At 69.5% G+C, this 16,119-nt stretch carries 11 protein-coding genes; 4 read left to right on the top strand and 7 right to left on the bottom strand.

All coding sequences use genetic code 11. The features are described from left to right. Positions 1-11: 11 nt before the first annotated feature. On the bottom strand, positions 12-449 hold the full coding sequence (locus ISF28_RS25925) for a DoxX family protein (protein WP_198120064.1): 438 nt from the start codon (positions 447-449) through the stop codon (positions 12-14). Positions 450-835: 386 nt separating this feature from the next. Here ISF28_RS25925 and ISF28_RS25920 point away from each other — a divergent pair, with 386 nt between their 5' ends. After that, positions 836-2,416 carry an isocitrate lyase gene (locus ISF28_RS25920; protein ID WP_198120063.1) on the top strand — a complete coding sequence of 527 codons (1,581 nt, stop codon included), beginning with the start codon at positions 836-838 and terminating at the stop codon, positions 2,414-2,416. A gap of 62 nt (positions 2,417-2,478) precedes the next feature. Here ISF28_RS25920 and ISF28_RS25915 read toward each other — a convergent pair whose 3' ends face one another. The 3 genes from ISF28_RS25915 to ISF28_RS25905 all read right to left on the bottom strand — a co-directional run bounded on the left by ISF28_RS25915 (position 2,479) and on the right by ISF28_RS25905 (position 7,376). Further along, positions 2,479-5,565, bottom strand: coding sequence for an efflux RND transporter permease subunit (locus ISF28_RS25915; protein ID WP_198120062.1), 3,087 nt, complete (start codon positions 5,563-5,565; stop codon positions 2,479-2,481). Next, positions 5,562-6,683, bottom strand: a complete 1,122-nt coding sequence (locus ISF28_RS25910) for an efflux RND transporter periplasmic adaptor subunit (RefSeq protein WP_198120061.1) — start codon at positions 6,681-6,683, stop codon at positions 5,562-5,564. Before ISF28_RS25910 ends, ISF28_RS25915 begins: the two co-directional genes overlap by 4 nt. A 75-nt stretch (positions 6,684-6,758) precedes the next feature. Continuing rightward, on the bottom strand, positions 6,759-7,376 hold the full coding sequence (locus tag ISF28_RS25905) for a TetR/AcrR family transcriptional regulator (protein WP_198120060.1): 618 nt from the start codon (positions 7,374-7,376) through the stop codon (positions 6,759-6,761). Positions 7,377-7,465: 89 nt separating this feature from the next. On the opposite strand from ISF28_RS25905, the gene ISF28_RS25900 reads away from it, so the two are divergent. Continuing rightward, the gene (locus ISF28_RS25900; RefSeq protein ID WP_198120059.1) at positions 7,466-8,938 is read left to right on the top strand and encodes an efflux transporter outer membrane subunit; all 1,473 of its coding nucleotides are present in this window, start codon (positions 7,466-7,468) and stop codon (positions 8,936-8,938) included. 12 nt (positions 8,939-8,950) lie between these two features. On the opposite strand, the gene ISF28_RS25895 is transcribed toward ISF28_RS25900, so the two are convergent. Further along, positions 8,951-9,373: a DoxX family protein gene (locus ISF28_RS25895; protein ID WP_229519399.1), complete on the bottom strand. Its 423-nt coding sequence runs from the start codon at positions 9,371-9,373 to the stop codon at positions 8,951-8,953. A 253-nt stretch (positions 9,374-9,626) separates the two neighbouring features. On the opposite strand from ISF28_RS25895, the gene ISF28_RS25890 reads away from it, so the two are divergent. Continuing rightward, on the top strand, positions 9,627-11,408 hold the full coding sequence (locus tag ISF28_RS25890) for an alpha-amylase family glycosyl hydrolase (protein ID WP_229519394.1): 1,782 nt from the start codon (positions 9,627-9,629) through the stop codon (positions 11,406-11,408). A 17-nt stretch (positions 11,409-11,425) separates the two neighbouring features. Beyond that, positions 11,426-12,409, top strand: a complete 984-nt coding sequence (locus ISF28_RS25885; RefSeq protein ID WP_198120058.1) for a PfkB family carbohydrate kinase — start codon at positions 11,426-11,428, stop codon at positions 12,407-12,409. Here the strand turns inward: ISF28_RS25885 and ISF28_RS25880 are convergent. Continuing rightward, positions 12,378-13,886: a tryptophan halogenase family protein gene (locus ISF28_RS25880; RefSeq protein ID WP_198120057.1), complete on the bottom strand. Its 1,509-nt coding sequence runs from the start codon at positions 13,884-13,886 to the stop codon at positions 12,378-12,380. The two genes, ISF28_RS25885 and ISF28_RS25880, sit on opposite strands and share 32 nt — an antisense overlap. Then, a complete protein-coding gene (locus ISF28_RS25875; protein WP_198120056.1) occupies positions 13,873-16,047 on the bottom strand; it encodes an alpha-galactosidase in 2,175 nt (724 codons plus the stop codon). Before ISF28_RS25875 ends, ISF28_RS25880 begins: the two co-directional genes overlap by 14 nt. Positions 16,048-16,119: the final 72 nt, after the last annotated feature.

Raw genomic sequence — 16,119 nt, 5'->3', positions numbered from 1 at the left:
CGCGCGGCGGTTCAGCGGCGGCGCGGTTCCAGCGTCGACACCACCAGCAACCCGCCCACGATGCACACGTGCTCCATGAACGGAATCAGCTCCGCATGCCGCGCCGCCCCGGCCGCATGCCAGAAGCCGTGATACAGCACGGTGGCAAGCACCGTGAACCCGGCCAGCACCCAGCAGCTGGGCCGCAACAGGCGTCCCGCGACGATCGCGGCGCCGCCGGCCACCTGCAGCAGGATGGTCAACGCGAGCATCACGACCGGCGCCGGCAGCCCGCCGGCCTCCACTTCCCGCAGCGCGCCCTGCCAGCCCAGCACCTTGTCGATGCCGGCCCACAAGAACAGCACCCCGACGAGCACCCGCCCCGCCGTGCGCACCGCGTGGTCGAAGCCGGGCGCGGATGCGGCGCGCGCGGCGGGGGCGTTGCTGAAATCGAGATCGGGGGTCGTCATGAAGAGCTCCTGTGCGGTTGAATCGGACCGCCCGAATCTACACCGGCAACCGCGAATACGGCTCAGTCTTTGGATGGATGCGCTGGCGCGCGGGGGATGTTAGTCCGCTGCCCCCGGCGCCGCGCCGTGCCGCCCGCAATCGTCCATTTTTCACGCAGCTGAATGCCGTTTCATATTGCGGAATTTCGCATTCCCAACGGCCCGCCCGATATTCCAATCCGCAAAATCACTTGCCGCAATGCGAAACGGATGAGTCAACCCATTGAATTTACAAGACTATTTTTAGTTTTATGTCTTATATAAGACATAAGAGAAAGCGGCACCGGATCTCTTATGATGAACCCATGCGATTCACCCTTTTCGATTCACTTTTCATGGAGTCCGACATGTCCGAGTACCAAAACGATATCCAGGCCATCGCCACCCTCAAACAGCGCTACGGCAGCGGCTGGGATGCCATCAACCCGGAATCCGCGGCGCGCATGCGTGCCCAGAACCGCTTCAAGACCGGCCTCGACATCGCCCGCTACACGGCAGCCATCATGCGCCGCGACATGGCGAACTACGACGCGGATTCGTCCCAGTACACGCAGTCGCTGGGCTGCTGGCACGGCTTCATCGGCCAGCAGAAGCTCATCTCGATCAAGAAGCACTTCAACAACACCGACCGCCGCTACCTGTACCTGTCGGGCTGGATGATCGCCGCCCTGCGCTCGGAATTCGGCCCGCTGCCGGACCAGTCGATGCACGAAAAGACCGCCGTCCCCGCGCTGATCAAGGAGCTGTACACCTTCCTGCGCCAGGCCGACGCCCGTGAACTGGGCGGCCTGTTCCGCCAGCTGGACAAGGCCGAAGGCGCCGCCAAGGCAGCGGTGCAGGACAAGATCGACAACTTCGTCACGCACGTCGTGCCCATCATCGCCGACATCGACGCCGGCTTCGGCAACGCGGAAGCGACCTACCTGCTGGCCAAGCAGATGATCGAAGCGGGCGCCTGCTGCATCCAGCTCGAGAACCAGGTGTCGGACGAAAAGCAGTGCGGCCACCAGGACGGCAAGGTCACGGTCCCGCACGAGGACTTCCTGGCCAAGATCCGCGCGGTGCGCTACGCCTTCCTCGAACTGGGCGTGGACGACGGCGTCATCGTCGCCCGCACCGACTCGCTGGGCGCCGGCCTGACCAAGCAGATCGCCGTCACGCAAGAACCGGGCGACCTGGGCGACCAGTACAACAGCTTCCTGGACGTGGAAGAAATCGCGCCGGCCGCGCTCAAGAACGGCGACGTCGTCATCCAGCGCGACGGCAAGCTGCTGCGTCCGAAGCGCCTGGCCAGCAACCTGTTCCAGTTCCGCGAAGGCACCGGCGAAGCGCGCTGCGTCCTCGACTGCATCACGTCGCTGCAGAACGGCGCCGACCTGCTGTGGATCGAGACCGAGAAACCGCACATCGGCCAGATCGGCGGCATGGTCAAGGAAATCCGCAAGGTCATCCCGAACGCGAAGCTCGTGTACAACAACAGCCCGTCGTTCAACTGGACCCTGAACTTCCGCCAGCAGGTGTACGACGGCATGAAGGACCGCGGCGAAGACGTCTCCGCGTACGACCGCGCGCACCTGATGAGCGCCGAGTACGACGACTCGATCCTGGCCAAGGTCGCCGACGAGCGCATCCGCACGTTCCAGGCCGACGCCGCGCGCGAAGCGGGCATCTTCCACCACCTGATCACGCTGCCGACCTACCACACGGCCGCCCTGTCGACGGACAACCTGGCGAAGGAATACTTCGGCAGCCAGGGCATGCTGGGCTACGTGGCCGGCGTGCAGCGCCAGGAGATCCGCCAGGGCATCGCCTGCGTCAAGCACCAGAACATGTCCGGTTCGGACATCGGCGACGACCACAAGGACTACTTCAGCGGCGAGGCTGCGCTGAAGGCCGGCGGCAAGCACAATACGATGAACCAGTTCTGATCGACGATCCGGACCGCAGCCCGGGCGGCGCCGCAAGGCCCGCCCGGGCTTTTTTTTCGGCGTCAGGCCGGCGCCGCGGCCAGTCCGGCCGCGGGCTCGGCGGCCGGCGCGATCCGGAACCAGATCGCATACATCGCCGGCAGGAACACGAGCGTCATGATCGTGCCCGCGAACGTGCCGCCGATCAGCGTGTACGCCAGCGTGCCCCAGAACACCGAGTGGGTGAGCGGAATGAAAGCCAGCATCGCCGCCAGCGCGGTGAGGATGACCGGCCGCGCGCGCTGCACGGTCGCTTCGACGACGGCGTCGAACGGCCCGAGCCCCTCCGCCCGGTTGTGGTCGATCTGCCCGATCAGGATCAGCGTATTGCGCATCAGGATCCCGGACAGCGCCACGAGACCCACCAGCGCATTGATGCCGAACGGCTGGCGGAACAGGATCAAGGTCGGCACGACGCCGATCAGGCCCAGCGGGCTGGTCGCGAACACCATCACCATCGAGGCGATCGAGCGCACCTGGAAGATGATGATCAGGAGGGTGAACGCCACCATGATCGGGAACAGCGGCAGCAACGCGGCGTTCGCCTTGCCGGCCTCCTCGATCGACCCCGCCATCGTCAGCCGGTAGCCGGACGGCAGCGCCGCGACGATCGGCTGCAGCGCCTTCCGCATGGCCACAGACACATCGGGCGGCTGCAGGCCGTCGGCGATGTCGCCGCGGATCGTGATCGTCGGGACGCGGTCGCGCCGGCGCAGCACCGGCTCTTCCGGACGGACGTCGACGGCGCCGACCTGCGCCAGCGGAATGCGCTGGCCGGCCGCCCCCACGAGCGTGAACGCATTGATGCGCGCCGGATCGAGGCGGACATCCCCGGCCGCGCGCGCGACCACCTGCACCGAGCGGATGTCCTCGCGCACCGTCGTGACGGGCACGCCGCTCAGCAAAAATTGCAGTTGCTGCGCGACGCTGGCCGACGTCAGGCCCACCGCCTGCAGGCGGTCCTGGTCCAGCGTGAAATGCAGCGTCGGCACGCGCGTGCCCCAGTCCGTGTTCACGGTACGCATCTGCGGACTGGCGCGCAGGACGGCTTCGACCCGGCCCGCGATGGCGCGCAGCGTCGCCGGGTCCGGACCGGCCAGGCGGAACGCCACCGGATACGGCGAGTACGGGCCGAACACGAGCTGCGTCACGCGCACCTGCGCGCCAGGGGCCAGGCCGTCGGCGACGGCCGCGCGCAGGCGCAGCTTGAGCGCTTCGCGTTCGTCTTCGCCGCCCGTGCGGATCACGATCTTGGCGAACGACGGATCGGGCAGTTCGGGCGCCATCGCAAGATAAAAGCGCGGGGCGCCCTGCCCGACATAGGACGTGACGGTGCGCGCCTCCTTCTGTCTTGCCAGCCATGCCTCGACCCGCGCCGCCGCCGCCGACGTCTGCCCGATCGACGTCCCGTAGGGCATCTGGACTTCGACCAGCACTTCCGGGCGGTCGGACGTCGGAAAGAACTGCTTCTTGACGATGGCCATGCCGGCGCCGGCCAGCACGAACGTGCCGACCACGATCAGCGCGACCAGCCATTTGCGCCGGATCACGGTCCCCAGCAGGCGTCGGAACCGGTTGTAGTTGGGCGTGTCATAGATGGCATGATGACCACCTTCGACCTTGGGAATCGCCGGCAGCAGCTTGACGCCCAGGTAGGGCGTGAACACGACGGCGACGATCCACGACACGACCAGCGCGATGCCGACGATCCAGAACATATTGCTCGTGTACTCGCCGGCCGTGGACTTCGCGAAGCCGTTCGGCATGAAGCCGATGGCGGTGACGAGCGTCCCGGCCAGCATCGGAGCGGCCGTGTGGCTCCACGCATACGCGGAGGCCTGCACGCGGTCGTAGCCTTCTTCCATCTTCACGACCATCATTTCGATGGCGATGATGGCGTCGTCCACGAGCAGGCCCAGCGCCAGGATCAGGGAACCGAGCGTGATGCGGTCGAAGTTCTTGCCCGTGGCGGCCATGACGACGAACACGGCGGCCAGCGTCAGCGGCACGGCCGTGGCGACGACGAGTCCCACCCGCCAGCCCATGCTGATAAAACAGACGACCATCACGACGAGGAGCGCGACGAAGAACTTGACCATGAATTCATCGACGGCGCCGCTGATGTTCACGGCCTGGTCGGTCACCTTCGTGAGGCTCATGCCCAGCGGGATGTCGCGGTTGATGGAGGCGACCTCGGCATCCAGTGCCTTGCCCAGGTCGAGGCCGTTCCAGCCGTCGCGCATCACGACGCCCAGCAGCAGCGCCGGTTCGCCGTTGTTCCGGATGAGGAAAGTCGCCGGGTCCTCGTAGCCGCGCTCGACCGTCGCGATGTCCGACAGCTTCAACGTGCGGCCCCGGCTGACGATGGGCGTGTCGCGGATCTTGCCCAGCTCGTCGAGGGCGCCGTCCACGCGCACGAAGACCTGCGCGCCCTTCGTCTCGATCGCGCCGGCCGGCGTCAACACATTGCGCGCGTTCAGTGCCGCGAAGATGTCCTGCGGCGCGATGCCCAGCGTGGCGAGGCGGTCGTGCGAGAACGACACGAAGATGCGCTCCGCCTGCTCGCCGATGATGTTCACCTTCTTGACGCCGGCCACGTGCAGCAGGCGCTGGCGCAAGGTCTCCGCATCGCGCACCAGTTCGCGCGCCGGCTTGCCGCGCGCCTTCAGGGCGTACAGGGCGAACGTGACGTCCGCGAATTCATCGTTCACCATCGGGCCGATGACGCCGTTCGGCAACGTCCCCCGCGCGTCCTGCAGCTTCTTGCGGGCCTGGTAGAACTGGTCGGGCACCGCGGACGGCGGCGTGCTGTCCTGCAGCGTGACCGTCGTGAACGCGAGCCCCGGCCGGGTATAGGTTTCCGTGCGGTCGTAGTAGCGCAATTCCTGCATGCGTTTTTCGATCGGCTCCGCCACCTGATCCTGCATTTCGCGGGCCGTGGCGCCGGGCCACGCGGTAATCACCGTCAGCTGCTTCACGGTAAAAGGCGGGTCTTCCGCGCGGCCCAGTTTCAGGAAGGCCAGCACGCCCGCCACCGACACGAGCAGGATGAGGAACAAGGTGACGGAGCGTTCGCGCACGGCAAACGCGGACAGGTTGAAGCGGCTCATCGCATGCCTCCCGGCGCCGCCGCGGCGGCGGCCACTTGCCGCGGCGCGGCGTCGACGCGCACCTGGTCGCCTTCGTGCAGCAGGTGGGCGCCCAGCGCCACCACGCGGTCGCCGGGCTTGAGGTCGCCCCGCACGCGCGCCGCGTCGTCGCCGATCCCGAGCACGTCGACGCGGCGCCACGCCACCCTGGCCGGAGTGCCGGCCACGGCCCACACGCCGCTGCCCTGGCCCGCATCCAGCACCGCCGCGGCCGGAACCTGCAGCGCCTTTGCGTCACCTTCTCCGGCGCCAATCAGGCGCAGGGACACGGTCGCGCCCAGCGGCGCGTCCGCCAGCGCGCCGTCGAGGACGTACTTCGCCTCGTACGTGCGCGTGAGGCGGTCGGCGGCGTCCGCCAACTGCCTGAGCCTGGCCAGGCCGCCACCGTGCCTGCCGTACAGCGTGGCCTCGGCCCGTGAGCCGATGCGCGGGCGCACGGTCTCGGGCAAGTGAATAATAGCCTCGCGCGGGCCGGCATGGGCCAGCCGCACGACCGTCTGGCCGGCGCCGACGACCTGCCCCGGTTCCGCCAACGTGTCGACGACGACGCCGTCGGCGTCCGCCACGAGCAGCGCATAGCCGGCCGCGTTGCGGGCGACGTCGTACTGCGCCTCGGCCGCGCTCAGGGCCGCCCGGGCCGAATCGGCCGCGGCCTTGAGCTGCTCGTACGCGGACGCCGACACGGCACCTTGCGCCACCAGGTCGCGGTAGCGCGCTTCGTCGTCGCCCGCCTGGCGCGCGCGGGCGCGGGCGGCGGCCACCGCCTCGGCCTGCGCGCGCGCCTGCAGGCCCAGGTCGGCCGGGTCGATGCGCATCAGCGGCTGGCCCCGATGGACCGCCTGGCCGACGTCGACGAGCCGCTGCACGACCTTGCCCGCCACGCGAAATCCCAGATCGCTCTGGACACGCGCGCCGACGATGCCGGAAAAGGACAGCGCGGTGGACGGCGCGGCCTGGACGAGTACGGTCTCGACCAGGGGCGCCCCCGTGCGAGGGTCGGCAGGCGGCTTGTCGCCGCACGCCGCCAGGACGATCGGTAGCGCGACCAGGACGCGCGCGGACCGTGAGCGAATGGACATGGGAGCTCCTTTGGCAAGAAAGCCCCCATTTTTCTACTAGTGACCAAATAAGTCAATAGTCACAACCGAGAATATTTACGGTGCGAGACTTCGCAGGACGAGATTCGACAGGTGGAGCGTCGCGTCCTGCGCGTGGTCCAGGTTGTACTGCAGCATCAGTGGATTGACGTAGGGCTTCATGACGAGACAGATGGCGTTCGCCGTCTCGTCCAGCGGCGTCTTGCGCTCGAATTCGCCCGACTCGCGCCCCTCCCTGACGATCCGCGTGACGAGCTCTTCCACGTAATGTTCATATGCCTGGGCCGACGGCCAGGGCTCGCGGGCGGCCGTCGCCGCGATGTCGAACAGCTTGCGATCTTCGAAGAACAATTGCGTGCCCGCCTCGACGAAGGCGCGGAACATGCGGCGGAAGCGGTCCGAGGCGCTGGTCGCGCCGGCGATCGCGGCGTCGACGGCCCGCCGCATCTCGGCGAGGCGGTTGGCGCAGATGACCTCGCCGATCGCCTGCTTCGAGTCGAAGAATTTATAGATGTATGCCTTGGAAAAGCCGATTTCCTTGGCCAGGTCCGACACGGTCGTCTTTTCGTAGCCGTAGCGGGTGAAATACGCCGTCGCGACTTCCACGATCTGGGTGCGGACGTCGTGGTCGGACGGCCCGCGGGTCTGGGGAGCGGTATGGGAGGATGTGTTCATGGCGATAGCTTAACGTGTCGATCCGGGGTTTGACAAAGTGTGACGAATGCGTATTATGGTCACTAGTCACCATATTTGGAAGGATTCCCATGTTCCCGATGCGCTTGCTCACGGCGTCCGTGCTCGCCGTCCTGGCGGCCGGCTGTGCCGTCGGTCCCGATTACCGGTCCCCGGACGCGCCCGTGCCGGACTACTACATCGGCCAGGCCGGCGCGCAGGGGGCGGCAAACGACAACACGGCGTGGTGGAACGGATTCCGCGATCCGCTACTGGCACGCTACGTCGCGCAGGCGCTGGAGCACAACCTGGACCTGGCCCAGGCCGCCGCCCGGGTCGCACAGGCACGTGCCGGGCTCGGCGCCGCCAACGCGGCACTGCTGCCGGCCGGGGCCGTCGCCGGCTCGGCCGCGCGCGCCTACCAGTCCGCCGAGACCCCGCTCGGCCGGGTCCTCGCCGCCGCGCCAGGCAATGACCGCTGGGGCAACGCCTACGACGCGAACGTTGCCGCAAGCTGGGAAATCGACCTGTTCGGCGGCCTGCGCCGCGGCCGCGAGGCGGCGCAGGCGGACTACCAGGCGTCCAGCGCGGATGCCGTCGCCGCCCGACTCGCCGTCGCCGCGCAGACTGCGGACACCTACATCGCCATCCGCGGCCTGCAGGCCCGTCTCGACATCGCGCAGCGCCAGGTCGCGACGCGACGCGACCTGCTCGCCAAGGTCCAGCTGTTGTATGCGAAAGGGATCGCGGCCGAATACCAGGCGCGGCAGACGGAAGGCGAGCTGGCGCAGGCCGAAGCGGCCGTGCCCGCCCTCCAGGCCGGCCTGGATGCCGCCATGAACGCGCTGGACGTGATGCTCGGCACGCCGCCCGGCACGCACCGCGACGCATTGCGCGTGCCGGCCGCCATCCCCGCCGTGCCCGACATCGGCCCGATGGGTTCGCCCGCCGGCCTGCTGCAGCACCGGCCCGACCTGATCGCCGCCGAACGCCGGGTGGCCGCCGCCAATGCGCGCATCGGCGCGGCGATGGCCGAGTATTACCCGCACGTGTCGCTGGGCGCGTTGCTCGGCAGCGCGACGAGCCTGTCGAGCGGCCATCTGTTCGGCGCCGGCGCCAACCAGGGCGCGGCCACGCTGGGCGTGCGCTGGCGCCTGTTCGATTTCGGCCGCATCGATGCGCAGATCGGCCAGGCCAAGGGCCGCGAGGCGGAATCGCTGGCCGCTTACCGGCTCGCCGTGCTGCACGCGACGGAAGACGTCGAGAACGCGTTCTCGGCGCTGGACAATCGCACGCATCAAGCGGACATCCTCGTCCGCGGCGAGGCTGCCCTCGCGCGTGCGCGCGCCGCGACGTTCGCGGGCTACCAGCGCGGCGCCGGCAGCCTGATCGACGTCCTGCACGCGGACGAGACGCTGCTGCAGACGGCCGATGCCCGCGCCCAGGCGCAAACCGACCGGGCGCGCGCGGCCGTGGCGGCGTTCAAGGCGCTCGGCGGCGGCTGGGATCCGACCGTCCCGGCGCAAGCCGTGGACGACGTCGCCGCCCTGCAGCGCGCGCGCTGACCCGCCCGGCGGTCAATTCCAGCGGCCGCCCGCCCCGCCGATGCTGTAACGCCCCGCCCCCAGCAGGGCCAGCGCCACCGCGCTCCCCAGATACATCCCCTGCAATTCCAGCGCCCATCCGCCCGTGTCCGCCAGCGAGAAGAACTGGCCCGTATGGACCAGCAGCAGCGCCACGATCATGTTCACGACGACGATCAGCGCCGCGACCCGCGTGAACAGGCCGGCCAGGATCAGCAGGGGCGCCACCACCTCGCCGACATAAACCAGGTAGGCCACCGCCGGCGGCAGGCCCGCCTTGGCGAGCATGCCGGCGATCATGCCGACGCCGCCGATCACCTTCGACACGCCGTGGAACAGCAGCAGGATCGCCAGCACCACGCGCAGGACCAGTTTGCCCGCGTCGCCGGTCGCGGGAATGCGGTTCGTCGTTTCCATCATGACTCCTCCCGAGTGAATGTCGGACCGTACCGATGGGTGGATTGTACGCCGCGCCGTGCCCGCACGATGCCAGTCTGGGCCGCCCAACTGCAATCGTTTGCAACAAAATTCCACGAATATGCAACTAGCTTCAGAAAAATCCGGATAATTCTTATTGCAATCGATTGTAATGTATTCGTTTTTAGGAAATAATTGCCACATTGTCGATGCGCCCCCATGCATCGCCCACCCAATCCTTGATGCGAGTTCCATGACCACGATGCCCCATCCGTCTTCCGCCATGCTGGACACCCTGCCCGCCGGCCTGCGCGACACCGTGCAACGCCGCCTCGAGCGCCACGAAGGCATCCTGCGCGACCGTCTGCGGCGCCTGTACGGCCACCTGCCCGGCCACGGCGTGTGGTACGCCGACCTGATGGCCGATGTCGGGCGCCTGGCGTCCGCGCGCCCGGCCGACCTGCTGGCACTGGACCGCACGCGGGAGGCGGACCCCGACTGGTTCTGCGCCCCCGCCATGCTGGGCTACAGCGCGTACGTCGACCGGTTCGGCGGCGACCTGCGCGGCGTCGCGGCGCGCATCCCGCACCTGCGCGAGCTGGGCGTGACCTATCTGCACCTGCTGCCCTTCCTGAAGCCGCGCGCGGGCGAAAGCGATGGCGGCTTCGCCGTCGCCAGCTTCGACGACGTCGACCCGCGCCTCGGCACCATGGGCGACCTCGAAGCGCTCGCGGGGCAGCTGCGCGCGGCGGGCATCTCGCTGTGCTCGGACCTGATCCTCAACCACGTCGCCGACGACCACCCTTGGGCGGCGGGCGCCCGCGCCGGCGACGAAGCCTTGCGCGGCTTCTTCCACGTCCTGCCGGGGCGCGCCGAGGCCGATGCCTACGAACGCACGCTGGGCCAGGTGTTCCCCGAAGCGGCGCCCGGCAACTTCACGTTCGACGCCGCGATGAAAGGCTGGGTGTGGACGACGTTCTACCCGTTCCAATGGGACCTGAACTATGCCAATCCCGCGCTGTTCGCCGCCGTGGCGGCGGCCCTGCTGCGGCTCGCGAACCGCGGCATCGACGTGTTCCGGCTCGACTCCACCGCGTTCCTGTGGAAGCGCCTCGGCACCGACTGCATGAACCAGCCGGAGGCGCACCTGATCCTGCAGGCCCTGCGCGCCATCGTCGGCATCGCCGCCCCCGGCGTGCTGCTGAAGGCGGAGGCGATCGTGCCCACGCGCGAACTTCCCGCCTACCTGGGCGCCGCCGACGCGCCCGAGTGCCACCTCGCCTACCACAGCACCTTGATGACGGCCGGCTGGGCCGCGCTGGCCGAACAGGACGCGGGCCTCGTGCGCGCCGTCGTCGACGCCACGCCGGCGCTGCCGGCCGGCACCAGCTGGCTCACCTACGTGCGCTGCCACGACGACATCGGCTGGAAGCACCTGCTGCCCGAAGCCGGCGGCATCGACCGGCTGGCGGCCATCGCCGATTTCTACAACGGCGGACGCGGTTTCGCCGACTGCGTCGCATTCCAGGGCGGCCTGGCGACGAACGGCACCGCGGCCTCGCTGTGCGGCGTGCAGGGTGCCGACGTCGATGCCGCCATCCGCCGCGTCCTGCTGCTGCACGCGCTCGCATTCTCGTCCGGCGGCCTGCCGATGCTGTACATGGGGGACGAACTGGGCATGGTCAACGACCACGGCTACCTGCTCGACCCCGCCCGCGCGCACGACAGCCGCTGGGTGCAGCGCGCCGCCTTCCCCGCCGCCGGCATCGCGCCCGACAGCCCGGCCGGCCGGATCCACGCGGGTCTGCGGCGCCTGGCCGCGCTGCGCCGCCGCCTGCCCGACCTGGCCGCCGGCACGCCGTGCATGGCGCTGGACACGTCCGACCCCGCCCTGCTCGCCCTCGTCCGCGGCACGCGCTTCCTGGGCCTGTTCAACTTTTCGGACCGCGAGGTGACGGCCGGTCCGGGCGGCTGCGTGCTGCGCCCATGGGATCACGCGTGGCTCGACCGCGAGACCGGGCAACCCTTGCACTAATCGATAAAAGGATGGAGATGGAGACTGCAAAACAAACGATCGCCGTATTCGGCGAAGCGCTCGTCGACGATTTCGGCGACCACCAGGTGCTGGGCGGAGCGCCGTTCAACGTGGCGCGGCACCTGGCGGCGTTCGGCCAGGCCGTGCTGATGCTGACCCGGGTCGGCGACGATGCGAACGGCGGCCGCGTGCGCGCCGAATGCGCCCGTTTCGGGATGGAGACGGCCGGCGTGCAGGTGGACGCGGAACGGCCGACGGGCCGCGTGCTCGTCGAGCGCAGCGCGGACGGCGGCAGCCACCGCTTCACGATCCTGGAAGACCAGGCGTACGACGCCATCGAAGCCGGCCCCGCGCTGGCCGCATGTGCCGAAGCGGGCGCGGACACGCTGTATTTCGGCACGCTGGCGCAGCGCGCGCCGGCATCGCAGCGCACGCTCGCGCGCCTGCTGGAGGCTGGCCCCGCGCACCGCTACCTGGACCTGAACGTGCGTGCCGGCCACGTCACGGAACGCTGCGTGTACGGATCGTTGCACGCGGCCGACGTCGTCAAGGTCAACGAAGAGGAATTGCAGGACCTGTTCGGCTGGTACACGCACCTGCGACCCAGCACCGCCGACATGCGCGATGCCGAAGTGCGGAGCGCCTGCGCCACGCTGCTGCGGATCTTCAACCTGCAAGGCCTGATCGTCACGCTGGGCGCGCGCGGCGCCGTGTATTTCGGCGCGGACGGCGGCTGCGTCGAAGCGCCGCCGACAGCGATGCCCGGCGCGCTCGTCGACACGGTCGGCGCGGGCGACGCCTTTTCCGCCGTGTTCCTCACGGGCCGCGCGCGCGGTTGGCCGCTGGATCAAACACTCGTGTGCGCCAACGAATTCGCCGGCGCCGTCTGCTGCATCGCGGGTGCGGTACCAGCCGGCCTGGACTTCTACCGCCCCTTCATCGAACGCTGGCTCGCCTGCCCACCATGCGTCAACGCCGCGCCGCGCAGTAGCGCGCGATGAACTGGGCGTGCGTCGGCATCGCGTCCGCCGCACGCACCATCGCGTCGCGCTGGCGCGCCAGCATCGCGGCGCCGTCCACGCCGCGCAGGTCCGCGAGCGGGTCGTGGCGCCGCGGCCAGTTCAGCTGACCCACGTGCACCGCGAGCCAGCTCGCGTTCCCGAACAGTTCCGGCCCTTCGCTCACCAGGCGTCCGTAGCGCTTGAAATGCTCGATCTTGCGCTGCAGGCTGTCCGGCACGTCCATCGCCGCGCAGGCCCGCCACAGCGGCGTGTCCGCGCGTGTGGTCAACTTGTAGTGCAGGATGATGAAGTCGCGGATCCGCTCGTACTCGTTGACGCCGATGCGGTTGTACTCGTCGATGACGAGCGGGTCGAAGTCGCGGTCCGGGAACAGCGCGAGCAGGCGCGAGATCCCCGATTGCACGAGGTGCAGGCTGGTCGACTCCAGCGGCTCCATGAACCCGCTGGCCAGGCCCAGCGCGACGACGTTGCGGTTCCAGAAGCGGCGGCGCCGTCCCGTGACGAAGCGCAGCGCGCGCGGCGCCGCCAGCGCCGGGCCGTCCAGGTTGGCGAGCAACGTCGCCGCCGCCTCGTCGTCCGACACGTGCGTGCTGGCATAGACATAGCCGTTGCCGACGCGGTGCTGCAGCGGTATCTTCCACTGCCACCCGGCCGCGCGCGCCGTCGAGCGCGTGTACGGCGCGGGGTCGCCGTCCGGCGCGGTGGGCACGGCCATGGCGCGGTCGCACGGCAGCCAGTGCGTCCAGTCCTCGTAACCCGTGTGCAGCGCGCCCTCGATCAGGAGGCCGCGGAAACCCGAGCAGTCGATGAACAGGTCGCCCGCGATGCATCTGCCGTCCGCGAGCCGCACCGCTTCGATGAAGCCGTCCGCGCCGCGCAGGTCCACGCCGACGATGCGCCCTTCCAGCCGGCGCACGCCGCGCGCGTCGGCGACCTCGCGCAGGTACGCCGCGTACAGGCCGGCGTCGAAGTGGTACGCGTAGTCGAACGTCGAGCCGATGTGGCTCGGATCGCGGGACGGCTTGTCGAACCGTCCGCGGCTGGCGGCGGCCCACGCCATCGAGTATTCGTCGAGCGGCAGCGCGCCCGGCGCCGTGCGGCCGCGCAGCCAGTACTGGTGCAGCGGCACGGCGTCGAACTGCATGCCGTGCGGGCCGAACGGGTGGAAGTAGCGGTGCCCCGTTTTGGCCCAGTCGACGAACTCGATGCCCAGCTTGAACGTGCCCTGCGTGCGGCGCAGGAATTCCGCTTCGTCCAGACCCAGCGTCTGGTTGAAGATCTTGATGGGCGGGATGGTCGCTTCGCCGACGCCCACCGTCCCGATCTCCTCCGACTCGATCAGCGTGATGGCGCAGCCGTCCGCGACGACCGCGGACAGGGCGGCGGCCGCCATCCAGCCGGCCGAACCGCCCCCGACGATGACGATGCTCCGCAAGCTGCGGTCATTGGCCGTCATGGTGAACCTCCTTGTGCAGATGAACGATCCACGCCGTTTCCGCCTGGCCGCGCGGGACCGGCAGGCCGGCGTGGGCGAGCCACGCGCCGCTGAACGTGGCGCCGTCCGCGCTGCCGATCGCATCCAGCAAGGGCGCGCGGTGGCTCGTCGCGGGCGGCCCGTCGGGCCGGATTTCCGTCACACGGTATTGAAAGGCAGGATCCAGCATGGGCAGGCGCAGCGGCGGCGTGTAGCGGTGCGTGCTCGGCGCGAGCCGATACACCAGCAACAGCAGGTCGCCGGCGTCGCCGTGCGCCTGCCACAGCAGGCCGTCCTGCCCTTCACCCAGCCACACGCGGCCCGCGTGCAGGCGGTCGCGCAATCGCTTGTACAGGGCGATCCACGCCGCCAGCTCGATTTTCTGCGCCGCGTCCAGCGCGCGCGCGTCGAGCTCCACGCCCAGGTGGCCCGGCAGGGCGACGGCCGCACGGAAGGCCAGCGCCTGGCTGCGGCCCGTCGTGTGCGCGGGCGCCGTGCCCACGTGCGCGCCCATGATCTCGGGCGGGAAGAATTGCAGGAAGCCGCGCTGGATGCTTGCGCGCGACACGGCGTCGATGCAGTCGCTCGTCCACACGCGGTGCGCGCGGCGCAGCACGGCGAAGTCGATGCGCCCGCCGCCGCCCGAGCAGCTTTCGATTTCCACGTCCGGATGCGCGGCGCGCAGGCGGTCCAGCAACGCATAAAACGCGAGGACCTGGGCGCGGTAGCCCGGCCGGCCGTCAAGCAGGCCGGCCGTCGTCAGGTCGCGGTTGTGGTCCCATTTGATGTAGCGGATCGGATGCGCCACGAGCAGGCGCGACATCTTGTCGAACAGGTAGTCGGCCACCTCGGGCCGGGCGATGTCCAGCACGAGCTGGTTGCGCGCCGTGAGCATTGGACGACCGGCCAGTTGCAGCGCCCAGTCGGGATGCGCGCGGTGCAGGTCGCTGTCCGGATTGATCATCTCCGGCTCGAACCACAGGCCGAATTCCATGCCGAGATGCGTCACGTGGTCGACGAGGTCCCCGAGCCCGTCCGGGAATTTGGTATCGTCCGGCCACCAGTCGCCCAACGCGGCGCGGTCGTCGTGGCGGCCGTGGAACCAGCCGTCGTCCAGCACGAAGCGTTCGATGCCCAGGTCCGCCGCCGCGCTGGCCAGTTGCTTGACGGGTGCCGGATGCACGTCGAAATAAAAGCCTTCCCACGTGTTCAGGTGCACGGGCCGCGGGCGCATGCGGCCGCCGGGCCAGTCCAGGCGCGCGCGCAGCTCGGCGTGGAAGTTCTCGGCCAGGCCGTTCCAGCCCGCGCTCGAGAACGACGCGACGACCTCGGGCGTTTCCAGGGTGAGGCCCGGTTCCAGCCAGCCCTCGCCCGGCGCCAGCCATTCCCCCAGCTGCCATTGGTACTGGCCGTCGTGCAGCCATTCGATGGTCTGTTGATGGTTGCCCGACCATGCGAGGTGGGCACCGTAGACCGCGCCACTGTCCGCCCCCGCGCCCGGCGCGCACACGACGGCGCCCGGGAAGCAGTCGTGCGACGTGCGGCCGCGCCGGTTCTCGCGCCGCCACAGGCTGCGCGCCAGCGGGTCGACCTGCAGCATGAATTCGTGCAGGTGCTGGCCCGCGTACGAGCGCACGGCGGCGCAGTCGCCCGGCAGCGGCAGGGTCAACGCGGCCAGCCACTGCACGTCCAGCGGCGCGGTGCCGAGATTCGTCAGCGCCGTGCGCGCGACCAGCACGTCGCTGTCCGCGTCCAGCCGCAGGGTGATGTCGGCGCGCAGCTGCGCCACGCTGTCCGTCAGGTGCAGCACGACGGCGCGGCCCGGCTCGATCCAGTCGAACGCGCAGGCCGTGAACGCTTGCGCGAACGCGGTGCCGGCGCGGTGCGCGAGCAGCGCGCTTTGCCCGAACCAGCCGGCGCCGAAGGTCGGCAGCACGGTCAAGGGCTGGTCGAAGTCGAGCATGAAGCTGGGCAGCGGGCGTCCGTCGCGCAGCGGGGCGCCGGGCAGCGCGCCGTCAGGCAGGCGCGGGCCCCAGTAGCGCCACAGCGGCGCTTCGTCCGCGTGCAGCTCGAGCACGAGCGAACTGCCGGTGCCGTGCAGGACGAGCCAGTCGGCGGGTGAATCGGGTGTTTTCGCGTACATGATCGGACCGGTCCGGAAAATGGAAATGCCGCCCGGGTCGCGGGCGGCAGGTTACGGAAACTGCGCGAGACT

The sequence above is a fragment of the Massilia rhizosphaerae genome (genome assembly GCF_016093545.1).
GTDB lineage: Bacteria > Pseudomonadota > Gammaproteobacteria > Burkholderiales > Burkholderiaceae_D > Telluria > Telluria rhizosphaerae.
Note: the sequence above shows the minus strand (reverse complement) of the source record. Positions and strands in the feature narration are given on the sequence as shown.